General features: G+C 74.9%; 13 protein-coding genes and 1 pseudogene. 9 read left to right on the top strand and 5 right to left on the bottom strand.

Annotated elements, in window-relative coordinates:
* The first annotated feature begins 22 nt into the window (after positions 1-22).
* Positions 23-421, top strand: a complete 399-nt coding sequence (locus ACIRD3_RS17980; RefSeq protein ID WP_402217212.1) for a hypothetical protein — start codon at positions 23-25, stop codon at positions 419-421.
* Between the two features lie 38 nt (positions 422-459).
* Here the strand turns inward: ACIRD3_RS17980 and ACIRD3_RS17975 are convergent, their stop codons facing one another.
* On the bottom strand, positions 460-723 hold the full coding sequence (locus tag ACIRD3_RS17975; RefSeq protein WP_350524766.1) for a dsRBD fold-containing protein: 264 nt from the start codon (positions 721-723) through the stop codon (positions 460-462).
* 340 nt (positions 724-1,063) lie between these two features.
* Here ACIRD3_RS17975 and ACIRD3_RS17970 point away from each other — a divergent pair.
* A pseudogene (locus ACIRD3_RS17970) lies at positions 1,064-1,903 on the top strand (DMT family transporter); the annotation flags it as partial.
* Between the two features lie 239 nt (positions 1,904-2,142).
* On the top strand, positions 2,143-2,817 hold the full coding sequence (locus tag ACIRD3_RS17965; RefSeq protein ID WP_402217209.1) for a DUF6629 family protein: 675 nt from the start codon (positions 2,143-2,145) through the stop codon (positions 2,815-2,817).
* A gap of 15 nt (positions 2,818-2,832) precedes the next feature.
* Here ACIRD3_RS17965 and ACIRD3_RS17960 read toward each other — a convergent pair whose 3' ends face one another.
* Positions 2,833-4,260 (bottom strand): MFS transporter, encoded by a 1,428-nt coding sequence (locus tag ACIRD3_RS17960; protein WP_402217206.1) that lies wholly within the window; start codon positions 4,258-4,260, stop codon positions 2,833-2,835.
* Positions 4,257-4,871 carry a helix-turn-helix domain-containing protein gene (locus ACIRD3_RS17955; RefSeq protein ID WP_402217203.1) on the bottom strand — a complete coding sequence of 205 codons (615 nt, stop codon included), beginning with the start codon at positions 4,869-4,871 and terminating at the stop codon, positions 4,257-4,259. The genes ACIRD3_RS17960 and ACIRD3_RS17955 overlap by 4 nt, the downstream gene beginning before the upstream one ends.
* A gap of 271 nt (positions 4,872-5,142) precedes the next feature.
* Here ACIRD3_RS17955 and ACIRD3_RS17950 point away from each other — a divergent pair, with 271 nt between their 5' ends.
* Positions 5,143-5,883, top strand: coding sequence for a hypothetical protein (locus ACIRD3_RS17950; protein ID WP_402217200.1), 741 nt, complete (start codon positions 5,143-5,145; stop codon positions 5,881-5,883).
* A 176-nt stretch (positions 5,884-6,059) separates the two neighbouring features.
* Complete coding sequence (gene polX / locus ACIRD3_RS17945) at positions 6,060-7,787, top strand: DNA polymerase/3'-5' exonuclease PolX (RefSeq protein ID WP_402217198.1); 1,728 nt, start codon at positions 6,060-6,062, stop codon at positions 7,785-7,787.
* A 136-nt stretch (positions 7,788-7,923) separates the two neighbouring features.
* On the opposite strand, the gene ACIRD3_RS17940 is transcribed toward polX, so the two are convergent.
* Together ACIRD3_RS17940 and ACIRD3_RS17935 are read right to left on the bottom strand one after the other, a co-directional pair.
* A complete protein-coding gene (locus ACIRD3_RS17940) occupies positions 7,924-8,817 on the bottom strand; it encodes a carbohydrate kinase family protein (RefSeq protein WP_402217196.1) in 894 nt (297 codons plus the stop codon).
* A gap of 3 nt (positions 8,818-8,820) precedes the next feature.
* Positions 8,821-9,828: a pseudouridine-5'-phosphate glycosidase gene (locus ACIRD3_RS17935; RefSeq protein WP_402217194.1), complete on the bottom strand. Its 1,008-nt coding sequence runs from the start codon at positions 9,826-9,828 to the stop codon at positions 8,821-8,823.
* A gap of 148 nt (positions 9,829-9,976) precedes the next feature.
* On the opposite strand from ACIRD3_RS17935, the gene ACIRD3_RS17930 reads away from it, so the two are divergent.
* The 4 genes from ACIRD3_RS17930 to ACIRD3_RS17915 all read left to right on the top strand — a co-directional run bounded on the left by ACIRD3_RS17930 (position 9,977) and on the right by ACIRD3_RS17915 (position 15,910).
* Positions 9,977-10,879, top strand: coding sequence for a LysR family transcriptional regulator (locus ACIRD3_RS17930; protein WP_402217192.1), 903 nt, complete (start codon positions 9,977-9,979; stop codon positions 10,877-10,879).
* 183 nt (positions 10,880-11,062) lie between these two features.
* Positions 11,063-12,724 carry a peptide-N4-asparagine amidase gene (locus ACIRD3_RS17925; RefSeq protein WP_402217189.1) on the top strand — a complete coding sequence of 554 codons (1,662 nt, stop codon included), beginning with the start codon at positions 11,063-11,065 and terminating at the stop codon, positions 12,722-12,724.
* A 686-nt stretch (positions 12,725-13,410) separates the two neighbouring features.
* Positions 13,411-15,006 carry a purple acid phosphatase family protein gene (locus ACIRD3_RS17920; protein ID WP_402217187.1) on the top strand — a complete coding sequence of 532 codons (1,596 nt, stop codon included), beginning with the start codon at positions 13,411-13,413 and terminating at the stop codon, positions 15,004-15,006.
* A gap of 307 nt (positions 15,007-15,313) precedes the next feature.
* Positions 15,314-15,910 carry a hypothetical protein gene (locus ACIRD3_RS17915; RefSeq protein WP_402217185.1) on the top strand — a complete coding sequence of 199 codons (597 nt, stop codon included), beginning with the start codon at positions 15,314-15,316 and terminating at the stop codon, positions 15,908-15,910.
* Positions 15,911-16,176 lie beyond the last annotated feature (266 nt).

Raw genomic sequence — 16,176 nt, 5'->3', positions numbered from 1 at the left:
ACGCAGGGCGAGGGCGCCGGGAATGCGGCGTTCCTGCTACCGCCCCCGGGCGGACTCCCCCGCGCTGCGCGAACTCGCGGGGCTCTCCCGGAGTGACGGCAACGCGGAGCTGTTCCCGATGGTGCTGGGCGAGCTGGACGTCGGCCTACCCGACGAGAGCACCACCGAGCGCTGTGTGCTCCACCGCCTGGCGGCCCGATTGGCCGCCGGCGCCGTGACGCCGTCGGAGGTGGCGGCCGAGGTCGGGCGGAGCACCCACCCGGGCCGTACGGCGGCCGAGCGGGCCTTCGTGGCGGCCGTGGACCGCGAGTACTGCGTCGAGCACCTCGCGGCCCAGGAGCCCGAAGTCTTCCGGGCCTGGCAGGAGGCGCTCCGCCCGGCGACGGAACGGCTCTGCCGTACGCCGTTCCCGACCTGGTAGGCGAGCCCCGGGTGACCCCGGCACCTCGGGTGCGGCGGTCAGTAGATCAGGTACCCCGGGCGGTGCCCCTCGTCGTCGATCTCCCCGGTGGCCTGGGCCCGCAGCTTGCGGGACAGCTCCTCCAGGGCGCGGGAGGCCGCGACCTCCTCGCCGATCCTGGCGAGCGGACGGTCGTCGGCGCTCTTCACGGCCTCGCCGTGCGCGCTCAGGCCCGGCGCCCGTGCGCCGGTCAGCCTGGCGTCGCACGCCGTGTGCACGCCGTCCTCGTCGAATGTCAGCTCCACGTCCCACTGGTTGTGCATGCCACACCTCCTGGCGCGCGCCCCCGTCGCCGCCTGTTCGGACCGGCACGGACGGTGGCCCGTGCGGCCGCTCACACCAGCGTGCGCCTGCCCCGCCGGTAGCGGCAAGCGCGGCGGACGGCGCCGGGGCACGGCCATGCGGGTGCCCGCGGCCGCACCTCCGTGGCCTGCGGAAGTCCCCGGGTCGGAGCCGTCGTGCGGCACCCCGCGTCGCGCCCGCGCCCGGCGTCCGATCGGCCCGGCCGCCGCCCCGGCGGTACGCTGACGGAAGCGGCCGCGACCGCCGGCCCACCCCGGCCCTTCGGCGCGGCGCGGGCAGCGACAACCTGGTGGTCCCTCCGTGGTGGTCTTCCTCCTCGCCCTGAGCGCGGCCTGCTGTCTGGGACTCGGCTTCGTCCTCCAGCAGCACGCGGCGCAGCGGGCCCCGCGTGCCGACCTCCTGCACTGGCGGCTGCTGCTGGACCTGATGCGGATGCCCCAGTGGCTGCTCGGCACCGGGTTCATGGTCAGTGGGCTGATCCTCTCGGCGTTCGCACTCAACCAGGGCGAAGTGTCCCTGGTCGAGCCGCTGCTGGCCACCAATCTGCTGTTCGCCATGGCCCTCGCCCGGGTGCTGACCCGTCAGACCCTGGGCCGCTCCGGCTGGGCGGGGGTGCTGCTGCTCGGCCTCGGGGTGACCGCCTTCATCGTGGCCGGCCAGCCGACGGGCGGCGGGGCGCCCGCCGGGGAGCTGCGGCACTGGCTGGTGGTCGGCACGGTGGTCGGGCTGGTCCTGCTGCTGGTGTCGATGGCCCGGCGGCTGCCGCTGTTCGAGGAGGCCACCCTGCTGGCGCTGGCCGCCGGGCTGCTCTACGGCCTCCAGGACGCGCTCACCCGGACCACCACCCAGCGCCTCGACCACGAGGGGTTGTCCGCCGTGCTGCGCAGCTGGCAGCCGTACGCGGTGGTGGTGGCAGGCGTGGTCGGACTGCTGCTGGTACAGAGCGCCTTCGAGGCCGCGCCGCTCCGGATGTCACTGCCCGCGCTGACCGCCGCCCAGCCGCTGGCCGGGATCGCCTGCGCGGTCGGCTTCCTCGGCGACCGGCTGCGGGTCACCCCGGCCGCGCTGGCCTGGCAGTCCGCCGGGTTCCTGGCCATCGTGATCGGGGTGATCGTGATCGGCCGCCACCCGGCGATGCCGGGGACCGTCCGCGACACCCTGGAGAGCATCGGGGCGGCGCCGGAGGACGGGTCCGAGGAAGGCGACGGGGACGGCAGCGGGCACGGGAGCAGGGACGGGAGCGGCGAACAGCCCGGTGACCGGTCCGACCGGAGGTCCGGTGGCCGAGCCGAGGACGAGGCCGGCGGTGCCAGGCCCGACGACCGACCCGGGAAGACCCGGAACACCGGGAAGACCGGGAAGCCCGACTAGGGACCGCGATGTGCTGGAGCGCGCAGGCGGACGCCGTGGTCGGCGGGGTGGTGGTGGCGGTCGGGGTGGCGTGCCTGGTCCGCGCCCACCGGGCGGGCCTGCCGGAGCGCTTACCGCTCGCCGCACTCCCCTTGGTGCTGGGCCTGCACCAGCTGATCGAGGCCTTGGTCTGGCTCGGCACGGACGGTGACCTGTCGGCCGGCTTCGCCGGGGCGGCCCGCACCGCCTGGGCGGTGATCGCGCTCCCGCTGCTGCCCGTGCTGGTCCCGGCGGCGGTGTGGTGCGCGACCACCGGGCCGCGTCGGCGCGCTCTCGCCGGGTTCACCCTGTTCGGCGTCGCCGTCGCCGTCCCGCTCGCCGCAGCCGTCGCCTCCCGTCCGGTGACCGCCGCCCCGCACGGCCACACCCTCGGCTATGCCGTCGGCATTCCGCACCCGGCGCTGCTCCTCGCCGGCTACCTCCTCGCCACCGTCGGCTCCCTCCTCGCGAGCGGCGACCGCCTGCTGCGTCGCCTCGGGTTCGTCACCGGCGTCGGCGCCCTCGGTTGTGCCCTGCTCTGGCGCCTCGCCTTCGTGTCCACGTGGTGCGCCCTGGCCGCGCTGGCGAGTCTGCTGCTCCTGCACTGGGCGGGCGGCGCCCCCGTCGGCGAGACCGGGGAACGGGCCGCCCGACCGGCCCGCTGAACGGCTCGGGGAATCCTACGAGGGCACCGGTGCCCACTCCGGCTCGGCATCCGCCGCCTCCCGCCCGACTGCGGTGCCGCCCGTCTCCCCGCCGCCGCCCGTCTCGACGGTGCCGCCCGTCCCACCCTGGCTGCCCGCACCGGCCGCGTGACCGCGAAGGCGGTCCATGTCGCGCCACTCCGGCCGGAGGCCGGCCAGCGTCGTGGTGACGAAGTAGAGCGCACCGGCCGCGATCAGGCTGGGTATCAGGCCGACCACGGCCACCGCCGCACCCGCGAGGAGGCCGCCGAGCGGGATGCCGGCCCAGGCGAGGGAATCGCCGAGGGCGTGGACCCGGCCGAGCAGATGGCGGGGCACCCGCTCGAAGAGCACCGCGCCCAGGATCGGGTTGAGGAAGCCGGAGCCGAAGCCGCCGATCGCGAAGACGGTGAGCACGACCCACATCGGCGCGCCGAGGGCGAGTACCAGGAAGCGGGGCGCGCCGCACAGCACGAAGCCGACGAAGAAGACCGTCCGGCGGGGCAGTCGGGAGGCCACGGCCGCCGCGATCAGGCTGCCCACGACGGCCGTGGCCCCCATGACCCCGGCGCTCAGGCCGATCGCGGCCGGGCCGTTGCCGGACTCGTGCGCCCAGACCGGGACCAGGACGGTCGTGAAGCCGGCGTCGAGCAGATTGGTGATGCCGACCATCACGATCACGGCGAGCAGCAGCGGCTCGGACTTCAGGAAGGCGAAGCCCTCCCGGAACATCCGCCAGTACCCGGCGCCCGGTGCCCCCTCGGCTTCCCCCTCGGCCGGCTTCCCGCCCGCCGGCCCGGCCACCGGGACCGCCGGGCGCCCCATCCCGCGCGGCAGCGCGAGGGCGATGATCAGCGAGCCCAGGGCGAAGGAGACCGCGTTGACCGCCAGACCGGCCAGCGGTCCCATCAGGGCGACCAGCCCGCCGCCGATCGCGGGGCCGAGCGTGGAGGCCAACCGCTCGGTGACGCCCGACAGCCCGGTGGCGCGCTCCATCGGCACCCGGGCGCGGTCGGCCGCCTCCGGGACCATCACCGACTTGGCCAGGTCCCCCGGCCCGCGCATCGCGCCGATCACCGCGACCATCACCAGCAGCGCCCAGAACGGCAGCAGCCCCTGGGCGTGCAGCAGCGGCACCAGCCCGGCCGCGGCGGCACTGACCGCGTCCGTCGTCCAGGACACCACGCGCGGCCCGAGCCGGTCGACCACCGGCCCGGTCAGGGCCTTGACCAGGACGTACGGCGTCATCTCGGCGAAGGCGACCAGGCCCGTCATCGTGGCGCTGCCGGTGGTGGCCAGGACGAACCAGGGCAGGGCGATGGCCGAGACCCGCGTCCCGGTCACGGAGACGGCCGTGGCGGTCAGCACCCCGGCCAGCGGCCGGAGGCTGCGCACGGGCGGTGGTACGGCGGCGGCGGTGCTCATCTGGTCTCCCCCTCGGTGGTGGTGCTCGGATCCGGCAGGACGTGGAGGATCACCGAGACCTGCTCGGAGCCCTCCGGGGCCGGCCCTTCGGCGTCGATCCGGCGGTAGCGCCCGACGACCTCCCACAGTTCGCCGGCCAGCCGCTCGGTCTCTGCGGGCGTGAGCTGCAGGATCAGGTCGCTGAAGTCCGTCACCCGGCGCCACTCCCGCGGCATGGTCTCGAAGGCGTCCAGCGCGCGCTGGCCGGTCAGGGTGTGCGCGGCCAGGACCGACCGCAGGAAGCCGACGGCCGCGTCGGGCTCCTCGTCCGCCATCTCGTCCCCCGTCCAGACCGTGAGCCGCTGGGCCGAACGCCACCAGCGCTCACGGGCGTTGCCGCGCTCACGGTCCTCCTCGACGAAGCCCGCGGCGGCCAGCTGGCGCAGGTGATAGCTGGTGGCTCCGGAGTTGAGCCCCAGCTGCGCGGCGAGCTTCGTCGCCGTGGACGGGCCGTGCTTGCGCAGCAGCCCGACCAGCTGCATCCGCACCGGGTGCGCCATCGCGCGCATGCCCTTGGCGGTGATGACGACGTGCGGGTCGTCGCTGTGCTTCCAGCCGCTGTCTTCGGTCATGGCAGGATCCTAGAACCGCAAAGAGACCTTTGCAAAGGGTTTTTTGCGAAGGGATCCCTGCGGTCCGCCGGAGTCCCGGCCGTGCGCCGCCCCGCCGGTCGGCGGGTGCCCGTCCGCCGCTCGGCGGGGGCCGCGGTCGAGTTCGCGACCGGGAGCGGGATTGTCACCCGGGCGGGCGAGGCGCAGGCTGTCAGAAGGGTCCGCGACGCGGCCCGCCCCGGTCGGCCGCGGAACGGATGACGGCCGCCGGTGAGGTACGAGGGGCAGGGCGATGACACGCGGGAGGCTCTGGGGCTACGTGGCGTCGGGGGCCCGGGCGCTGGCCGCGTTCGGCGGCACCGGCGGCACGGGCCGCGGCACCGGGTCCGGACGCGCGCGCGGACCGGTCACCGGCCGGGTCGAGGAGGGCCCAGGCGCGTTCCAGTCCGGCGTCATGGCCGCGCCCAGGGCGCTCACCCGGACGGAGCTGGAGCGGCTGCGGTGGACCGGCCGGGAGGCGGGCTGCGAGCCGACGGCCCGGCACGTCCAGGTGGCCGACGTGGTCCGCCGGGTGGTGCGCGGCGGCGGCCGGGCCGCGGCCGTCACGGTCCGGACGGCTCCAGGACTGCCGGTGGTGGCCGGGGACGCGCGCCGGCTGGAGGCGGCCCTCGCCGGGCTGGTCGACCACGCGATCCGGCGCAATCCGCCGGGCGGCCGGGTCCTGGTCCGCACCGAGGTGACGAACGGCCCGTCCGCGTGGCGCACCCCCGGCCGGGCGGCCTCCGCGCGGCAGGGCCGACCCGGCCGTGCGCACGGGCGGGGCCGCGGCCGGGTCGAGATCCGGATCTCCGACCGGGGCGCCTACGAGCTCCCCGAGGCGCGCGACCGGCTGCTCGCGGGCGTACGGCCCGACGGCCCGGTGGGGCCGGCCCTGCACAGCCTGGTGCTGGCGGCCGGCGGCCGGCTCGCGGTCGAGGCCACACCCGGCGGCGGACTGACCGTGGTCCTGCTGCTGACCATCGCCCAGGACTGACCGCGGCAGCGGGGCGACCGCGGCAGCGGGCCGACCGGCGGCCAAGGACCGGCGGCGAAGGACCGGCCGAACGCACCCGCCCGCCCGCACGCCCGGGGGCCGCCCACACCGCCCACACGCCGCACACCGCCCCCACCCACCCGGCGAACCCGCCCCGCCGAACCTAGACTTGCCCCATGCCCCGGCTCAACGACCAGGTCAGGGAGCTGCTCCAGGAGTACGCCGACCTGATCAACATCACCGGCGGGGACGCCTTCCGGGCCCGCGCCTACGAGAAGGCGGCCCGCGCGGTCGGCGGCCATCCCGAGGACATCGCCGGTCTGGACGTCAAGGGTCTCCAGCAGATCCCCGGCGTCGGCAAGTCCACCGCCGAGAAGATCGCCGAGTACCTCGCCACCGGCGGCATCACCGCCCTGGAAGCCCTGCGCGCCGAGATCCCGTCCGGCGTACGGGAGATGATGGCCGTCCCCAGCGTCGGCCCGAAGCGCGCCCTCGCCCTCTTCCGCGACCTCGGCATCTCCTCGGTGGACGAGCTGGCCGCGGCCGTCCGGGCCGACAAGCTGGCCGATCTGGCCGGCTTCGGGGAGCGCAGCGGGGAGAAGATCCTGCACGGCATCGAGCTGATGCGGCAGTCCGGCGGCCGGAGCCTGCTGGACACCGCCACCGAGCTGGCCGAGCAGCTGGTCGCCGCGCTCTCCGCCGTCCCCGGCTGCACCCGCTGCGCGTACGCCGGCTCGCTGCGCCGGATGCGCGAGACGGTGGGCGACATCGACGTGCTCGCGACGGCCGAGGACTCCGCCCCGCTGATGGCCGCGCTCACCGAACTCCCGTACGTGGCCGAGGTGATCGGGAGCGGGACGACCAAGACCTCGGTGCGCACCACCCAGGGCGTCCAGGTGGACCTGCGGGTCGTCCCGGAGGAGGACTGGGGGGCCGCGCTGGTCTACTTCACCGGCTCGAAGGCGCACAACATCAAGCTGCGCACGATGGCCGTGCGGGCCGGGCTGAAGCTCTCCGAGTACGGCCTGTTCGAGGTGGACGGCGGCGCCAAGGTGGTGTCGGAGACCGAGGACGAGGTGTACGCGGCGCTCGGCCTGCCGTGGATCGCACCACCGCTGCGCGAGGACCGGGGCGAGATCGAGGCCGCGCTGAACGGTGAACTCCCGGACCTCGTCCAGGAATCGGACCTGCGCGGCGACCTGCACACGCACACCGACCTGACCGACGGGCTGGCCACCCTGGAGGAGATGACCGACACCGCGGCCGCCCGCGGCTACTCCTACTTCGCCGTCACCGACCACGCGCCGAACCTGGTGATGCAGCGGATGACCGACGAGAAGATCCTCGCCCAGCGCGAGCGGCTGCGACAACTAGCCGACCGGCACAAGAAGATGCGGCTGCTCCACGGCACCGAACTCAACATCGACCCGGAGGGCGGCGTGGACTGGCCGCCCGAGTTCCTGGCCGGCTTCGACGTCTGCGTGGCCTCCGTGCACTCGCACTTCGCCCTCGACCGCGCCGCCCAGACCCGCCGGCTGATCCGCGCCTGCGAGAACCCGTACGTGCACGTCATCGGCCACCTCACCACTCGGCGGATCGGCAGCCGCGGCCCGATCGACGTGGACCTGGACGCGGTGTTCCGGGCCGCCGCGCGCACCGGCACCGCGATCGAGATCAACAGCTCCCCGCAACGGCTCGACCTGCGCGACGAGGACGTCCTGCGGGCCAAGCGGCACGGCGTCCGGTTCAGCGTCGACAGCGACGCGCACGCCACCCCGCACCTCGCCTACCCGCGCTTCGGCATCGGCACGGCGCAGCGCGGCTGGCTCACCGCCGAGGACGTGGTCAACACCTGGACGTGGCAACGGCTGAAGCGCTTCCTCCGCAAGGACGCGCTGCGGTAGCGCCCGTCCGGCGCCGACGGACCGCACCCGCGCAACCGGGGCCGCCCGTCGGCGCGTCACCGGAAGCCGTCGGAACCCGTCGGAACCCGCCGGATGCCGCCGGGGGCGTCGAAGGCCGTCGGAAGCCGACGGAGGGTCACCCCTCGTCGTAGGAAGCCCCCGGCGCGGCCAACACCCGGGCGGCACTGCGGTGTCCGAGCCCGGCCGCCCGCCGGAGGTCCCCGGCATCCGAGCCCCCTCCGCCCAGGAAGGCGGCCAGGAACCCCGCCGCGAAGGCGTCACCGGCGCCGGTGAGGTCACGCACCTCGGCGACCGGCGGCACCGGCACCGTGAACGGCGCCTCGCCGGGCACGTCGACGGTGGTCGCCTCCGCGCCGGACTTGGTGACCACCGTGGTGGCCGCCAGCCGGCCGCGCTCCGGCCCGGGCAGGCCGTCCACCAGCAGCCCGAGGAAGGCGGACTCGGAGCGGTTGGCGAACAGGAAGGTGGGCGCCGACCCGGCCAGCAGGGCGAGGAACCGCTCCCGTCCGAACCGCTCCAGCATGCCGGTGGAGGAGGCGTCCACCGAGGTGGTGCCGCCCGCCCGCCGGACCCGGTCGAGGGCGTCCGCGGCGGTGGCACCGACCGGCTCGCCGTCGAAGGAGTAGGCCGGTACGTGCAGGTGGGTCAGCCCGGCCAGCCACGCGTCCGGCACGCGCTCCAGCAGGGTCGCGGCGCCCCGGTCGGGCAGCATGGTCCGCTCGCCGTCCTGGTCGATCAGCACCACGATGCTGCCGGTCCGGCCGCGCCGGGTGACCCGTACGTCCACGCCGTGGCCGGCCAGTTCGGCGACCAGACCGTCCCCGGTCGCGTCCGCCCCGACGCAGCCGAGGAAGCGGGCCGGGTACTGTCCGGCGGCGAAGCAGGCGACGTTGGCCGCGCTGCCGCCGCGCCGCCGGAAGACCCGGGCGTCGGAGTCGGTGCCGTGCCGCAGCGGGCCGTCGACCCAGACCACGACGTCCTCGACGAGGTCGCCGAGCACCCCCAGCACGGCTCAGGCCCCGGTCTCGGCAGCGGCCCCGGAGGCACCGGCGGCAGCGGCCAGGGCGGTGGCGATCTCCCCGCCGAGGCGGACGTTGCCCCGGTAGACCTCGACGTTGACCTCCAGGCTGCGCCCGCCGGTGTCGCGCTGGATGTGGTCCAGCAGGAACGGCGTGGACGCGTTGCCGGTGATGCCCCGGCGCTCCGCCTCGGCCCAGGCGCGGGCGAGGATGCCGTCCAGCTCCTCCGGGGGCAGCTGCTTGGCCGGGTCGACCGGGTTGGCGATCAGGACGGCCTGCGGCAGGTCGAGCCGGTCGCGGGCGTCGATCACCTTCGCGGCCTCCTCCGGCGATTCGACGCTGAAGTTGATCTCGTGGCCGGAGTCGGTGACGTAGAACCCGGGGTACTTGCGGGTGCGGTAGCCGATGACCGGGATGTTGTAGGTCTCGAAGCGCTCCAGGGTGGCCCGGATGTCGAGGATCGACTTCACGCCGGCGCTGATCACGGTGACCGGCGTGGCCGCCAGGGTGGTCATGTCGGCCGACTCGTCGAAGCTCTCCGAGGCGCCGAAGTGGACGCCGCCGAGACCGCCGGTGGAGAAGACCCGGATGCCCGCGCGGTGCGCCAGGAAGGCGGTGGCGGCGACGGTGGTGCCGCCGTGCCGGCCGAGCGCGGCGACCACCGGCAGGTCGCGCAGGCTGACCTTGTCCAGGCCGTCGGTGCCGGCGAGTCCGGTGATCTGCTCGGTGCTCAGACCGACCGTCGGCACCCCGGCGTGCACGCCGATGGTGGCCGGGACGACGCCCGCCTCCCGCAGCCGCGCCTCGGCCTCCAGCGCGACGGCCAGGTTGCGCGGACGCGGCAGGCCGTGGGTGAAGATGGTCGACTCCAGCGCGACCACGGGCCGGCCCGCGGCGAGGGCCGCCACGACCTCCTCGGCGACGCGGATCCCGGACGCGGCAGGGCGGCCGGAGGCGGCGGGCGCGGAGGCGGCGGAGGCGCTGGGGGGAAGTCCGGTCATGATGCGAACTCTCTGTGAGATGCCACTGCGGTGGGGCAACGCGCTGATCAGCGTAGGGACGGCTCGCATCGGAAACCAGAATGAGTCCTGGGGCTTCCGATAGGCCGTCACCTATGGGTTCGTCCACCCTTCGTCTACCCTGACGGGCATGGGTCTCACCTTGCGTCAGCTGGAGGTCTTCCTGACCGTCGCCGAGACGCTGCACTTCGGCCGGGCCGCCGAACGGCTGCACATCTCGCAGCCGACGGTCAGCCAGGAGGTCGCCCGGCTGGAGCGGACCGTCGGTGTCGAGCTGTTCGACCGCAGCCGCCGATCCGTCGCGCTCACCGAGGCCGGCGAGGTGATGGCCGCCGAGAGCGCGCGCCTGCTCGGGCAGGCCGAGGCACTGCTGACCCGGGTCCGGCTGCACGAGGAGTCCCGGCTGGGCACGGCCCGGATCGTCGCCTCGCCGAGCGTGGTCAACCGGCTGCTGCCCGCCGTGGTCAGCCGGGCCGAGCAGGAGCTGCCCGCACTCGACACCACCGAACTCGCCGTGGACACCGGCCAGGTCTCCACCACGCTCGCCGCCGAACTCGCCGACGTCGGCCTCGGCCGATTCCTGGACGAGGTGGGCGGCTACCGGCTGGAGCGGATCGCCGACGAGCCGGTGCTGGTCGCGCTCGGCCGGGACCACCCGCTGGCCGGCCGGAGCAGCCTGCACCTGGCCGAACTGCGGGACCTGCCCCTGCTGTTGTGGCCGCGCGAGCAGCACCCCCGCTACTACGACCACGTGCTCGGCCTCTGCGGCGACCACGGCGTGGACCCGCCGGTGCTGGTCAGCCCGCCGCGGATCGTCGGCTCCCGGCTCTACCTGCTCGCCCGCAACCGCGCCTTCTCACTGGTGCCCGGGTCGATGACCGGCCACCTCACCGAGGACGTAACCACCGTACGGCTGGAGGGGCGGGCCACCCTGCCGCTGGAGATGCAGTGGCGGCTGGACGACCGCCGTCCCCGGCTGGCCAGCCTGCGCGACCTCATCCGCCAGGAGGCGGCGGCGCTCGAAGAGCCGTAGGCCGGCAGCGCTCGAAGAGCCGCCGCCCCGCGACGCCCGCACAGCCGTAGCGCTCCCCTTCGGCCGGTACCCGTCCCCGCGCCACCACCGCCCTTGACGCTGGCATGCCACCGCCGGAAGGATGCCGGATCATCCCTCCGGCCCGCGGCAGCGCCACGGGCCGCCCGACCCCGGGGATCCGCCTTGGCCCTACGCCCGCTGCTCCGCCGCGCCGCCGGCTTACTCGGTGCCGCCGTCCTCACCCTGGCCGGCACCCTCACCGCCGCCGGCCCCGCCCGCGCCGACTTCGGCACCGACTACCACGACCCGGTCACCGCCACCCGGCCGCTGACCCGCCCGGACACCCGCTCCTGCACCGTCGAGGCGATGCACCGGCGCGAGTTCCGCAACGGGTACGGCAACCCGCCCGACACCCCGTACACCGCCGCCCTCACCCCGCCCGCCGACTGCGCGGGCCCGTGGTCCGCGGTGGTCCTGGACCTCCACGGGCAGGTCGCCGGGCGGCAGTTCGACCGGATCTTCAGCGTCCGGGTCGGCGGCGTCCAGGTGCTGCTCTCCTCCACCCCCGAGCCGTCCAAGGACGGCATCGAGTGGAACGTCGAGCGCGACGTCACCCGCTACGCCCCGCTGTTCACGGGCGGGCCGCAGGAGTTCTCCTTCGACCTCGCCAACGTCACCGACGCCACCTACACCGGCGTCTTCACGGTCAGCGCGAGCCTCACCTTCTACACCGCGAACGACCGCTGGCCCGCCGCCCGGGGCGCCGACCGGCTGCTCACCACCGGGCCGTTCGGGCTCACCCAGGCCGCCCCCGCCGCCGGGCGCGAACTCACCTTCCCGCAGAACCTCGAACGCCTCACCGCCGAGGTGTACACCCGGGGCGGCGGCGCCTGCGAGGAGTTCGCGTACGCCTCCGCGCCGGACGCCTTCGTCGCCGCCAACCCCGGTCTCGGCCTCTGCGGCAAGGGCCCGTTCCGCGAACTGCGGCTCACCGTGGACGGCCGGGTGGCCGGCGCGGTCTGGCCCTACCCGGTGATCTACACCGGCGGCTGGGACCCGCTGCTCTGGCGGCCCGTCCCCGGGATCTTCGCCTTCGACCTGCCCGCCTACCGACTCGACCTCACGCCGTACGTCGGCCTGCTGCTGGACGGCCGCCCGCACACCGTCGGCGTCACGGTGAACGCGGCCGAGGCGCAGAGCAACGACCTGTGGACCGGCCAGGTCAACCTGTTCGCCGAGGTCGACCACGGCAGCGCCCGCACCACCGGGCAGCTCACCGACCACCGGGTCGCCCCCGAGGCCTCCGTCGGCACCGCGCTCGCCGACCACGGCGGCGGCAGCGGTGATTGGACGGTCACCGCCGCCCGGCACGACCTCGCCAGGGGCTGGGTGCAGACCTCGCACGGCCGGATCACCACCGAGGTGCGCGACGACCTCTCGTTCCGCTCCGGCCAGCAACTGCGCGACAGCGGCAACGACGTGACCCTGCACAACGGCACCGACCTCACCCGCACCACCTCGACCTGGGGCGGCGGACCGCACCGCACCACCACCGTCCACGAGGGCGAACCGCTCGACGTGAGCTACCGGGTGAGCCACGACCCGGCCGGCAACACCGACCAGACCACCGCCATGGACCTCGGCTACCACCGCGAGACCACGGCGGCGACCGGCGGCCACGTCACCGAGCGTTCCACCGTCGACCACACCCTGCACCCGACCGCCCGGCGCCACGACGGCGACCGCACCGTCCGCACCGGCAGCAGCACGGAGGACTACCGCAGCACCGGGCCCCAGGGGCCGTACCACCGGACGCTGAGCTTCGTGGACGGGTGGCCGCAGTGACCGCAGTGGCCGCAATGACCGCACTGGCCGGAGTGGCCGAAGTGGCCGCTTCGGCCCCGCCCCGCGCCCCGGCGACCGACGCGGGTGATCGACTTGCGAAAATTGCCCGAATTCGTGCCGTTCACCCCTGGTGCACCGGACCTACGAGGCGCATCATGGGAGATGGACCTGCGAGGTAGCTGAAGGAAGTTCGACCGCAGGAGGCAGTGGCGACAGATCGAGACGGATCAGGGTCTGCCGCTGGTTTTCTACCTCGGTCGACGATCGAACTACCGGCCGGAGGACGTCAAGTCCGGAGGCCGCCCCCACCTCGCAGGTTCCGCGCGTCCACGGAACGTCCCCTCGGTTCCGTGGACGCGCTGTCCATGTCGGCTTCCCGCACCGGCCACTCGGGCCCGACCCCGGCCGTCCCGGGCCGCTCCGTCCTCGGCCTGCCCGACCGCCTCGATGCCCGCCTGGGCCTCCAGGATCCGCCGCACACCGCGCCGTACGGCCTCCTGGTCGTCCGCGATCAGGGTGCGGATCACCCGCGGGGACTCACCGTTCGCACCCGCCGCACCCGCGCTCGCACTCGTCACCCCGGCAGTCTGACACGCACCCCGCGGGTGCCCCCGCCCGTCGCCCCGGCGGGAAAGTTCACGCGCCGGCCCCGACGCGGTTCACCTCCGTGCGGTGAGCTGACCGCCATGAACGCTTCCCGTGGACGACTCCCCGTCAGCCGGCGCGGACTCCTGGCCGGCGCCTCCGGTCTCGGGCTCGGCAGCGCCGTGTCCCTCTCCGGCCTCGCGGCCACCCCGGCGGCCGCCGATCCCGCCGCCTCCCCGCTGCTGTGGCAGCGGCCCGGTCGTTCCGGCGCGCCTCGGGTCGCCGGTCTGCACCTCCAGTTCGGCTCGGACGCCTCCCGCGAGGTGGCGGTGTCCTGGCACACCACCCGGTCCGTCGCCAACCCCCGGGTGACGTACGGTACTTCGAACGGCGGCTTCGGCCGCACCGTGCAGGCGGCTACCCGCACCTACCGGGACGCCGCCTCCGGCACCGAGGTCCAGGCGCACCACGCCCGGCTGACCGGCCTGCACCCGGACACGGACTACGTCTACGCCGCCCTCCACGACGGCGCCACCCCCGAGCTGGGCACCGTCCGCACCGCCCCGCGCGGCCGCTCCGCGTTCACCTTCACCAGCTTCGGCGACCAGGGCACGCCCACCCTCGGCAAGAAGACCGCCAACGGCTACGCCAACGACAACCTCGGCAGCCCCGCCGCCGGCGACACCACCGCCGGGGTCGAGCGGATCGCCCCGCTGTTCCACCTGCTCAACGGCGACCTCTGCTACGCGAACATCTCCACCGACCGGGTCCGCACCTGGTCCGACTGGTTCGAGAACAACACCCGCTCCGCCCGCCACCGCCCGTGGATGCCCGCGGCCGGCAACCACGAGAACGAGAAGGGCAACGGCCCGATCGGCTACGGCGCGTACCAGGCCTACTTCGAGCTCCCGGCGTCCGGCTCGGACGACGAACTGCACGGCCTCTGGTACGCGTTCACGGCCGGCCCGGTGCGCGTCATCAGCCTCAACAACGACGACGTGGCCCTCCAGGACGGCGGCAACTCCTACGTCCACGGCTACTCCGGCGGCGCCCAGCAGCGCTGGCTGGAGCGGGAGTTGGCGGCCGCCGACGCCGACCCGGGAATCGACTGGATCGTGGTCTGCATGCACCAGGTGGTGATCTCCACCGCCGACAGGTTCAACGGCGCCGACCTCGGCATCCGCGAGGCCTGGGTACCGCTGTTCGACAGGTACGGCGTGGACCTGGTGGTCTGCGGCCACGAGCACCACTACGAGCGCTCCCACCCGATCCGCGGCCAGCAGCCGACCGACACCCGCACGCCGATCCCGGTCGCCACCGGCACGCGGACCATCGACACCACCAAGGGCACCGTCCACATGGTGATCGGCGGCGGCGGCACCTCCGTCCCGTCCAACCAGCTCTTCTTCGACCCCCCGAAGGCCCGCGTCATCACCGGCGTCGGCGCCGTCGACCCGGCCACGGGCAAACGCCCGCCGGTGTACGTGGTCGAGGACGCCCCCTGGTCCGCCTTCCGCGACGCCGACAACCCCTACGGCTTCGCGTCCTTCGACGTCAACCCGGGCGAACGCGGCGGGCAGACCACGATCGACGTCACCTACTACTCCGTCAGCGGACCGTACGGCGACCTCGTCCCCGTCGACCGCTTCACCCTCACCCGTCCGCGTGGCGCCCGCGGCGGCGGCCGGGGCCGCTGATCCCCTGATGCCCCCCTGATCCGGGGCCCGCCGCTCCCCGGCGGATTCGCGCGCCCGCCCCGGCGGGGCGGGGATTCGGTGCGCGCCCGGCCGAGCCTACGGGCAGCCCCGGCGGGGCGGTCGCCGCTCGGGCAACCCCGGCGGAGGGATCCGGTTCCTCGGGCAGCTCTGCCGGGGGAGGCCGGGCTCCTCCCTCCGGGGGAGCGGGTCGCGGCCGACTCCCCTCCCCAGCGGGAGGCCCGCCCGGGGCCGTCCGGAGCAGACTCGTAGCCGTCGGAACGACCACCTCGAAGGAGAACGAACCGCCATGAACCGTCGCCTCGCCACCGTCGCGGCCTCGCTCCTCCTGCTGGCCGCGACGGTCGCCACCGCCGTTCCGGCCTCCGCCGCCGAACCGGCCGCTGCCGAACCGGCCACTGCCAACCCGGCCTTGGGCGCCGAACGGGCCGCCGCCGCAGGAGACTTCGGGGCGGTGAGCGTGCGCGGCACCGCGGACACCGTCCTCACCTCCGCCTTCCGCGACTTCGCCGGCGACCCGGTCCGGATCTCGGTCGACGCCCGCGCCGCCACCAACACCGACCCGGGCGGCACCCGCGGCCACTTCCGCGTCCGCCACGTGCACAACGACGGACGGCTGGTCGCCGAGTTCGAGGGGGACATCACCTGCCTCGGCGCCGGCGGGCGGGAGGCGATCGCCACCGGCGTGATCACCAAGGGCGAGGCGCCCTGGTTCCCGGGCCTGGAGGTGGTCGGCCAGAAGGTCTCGATCTCCGTGGAGGACAACGGCCGGCGCGGGGACCGGCTCGGCTGGGTCTGGGGGGCGCTCGGCCAGCCGGTGCCGGACTGCCAGGGCACGGTACCGTTCATCCGCACGACCGGTGGCGACTTCACCGTGCGCGGCTGACACCCGCCCGACCAGGGTTCTCCGGGCCTCCAGGGGTCCGTACGGAGGTGGCGGCGCCACGGGGTCGCGCGTCACGGGGACTGCGCGCCACGCGGGTGCGCGCCGGCGCCCGGCCGCCGCCGCCCCGAGCACCCGGACCCCCTGGAGGCCCCGATGTCACCCGCCCGCCCGACCGCCCGACCGCTGCCCGGCCATCCGGACGAGGCCCACCCGCGCCGGGGCCGTCAGAACGAGGGCCACCCGAACCAGGGCGCGGGGTCCAACGG

This window comes from Kitasatospora sp. NPDC093550 (assembly GCF_044764985.1).
Classification (GTDB): domain Bacteria; phylum Actinomycetota; class Actinomycetes; order Streptomycetales; family Streptomycetaceae; genus Kitasatospora.
Note: the sequence above shows the minus strand (reverse complement) of the source record. Positions and strands in the feature narration are given on the sequence as shown.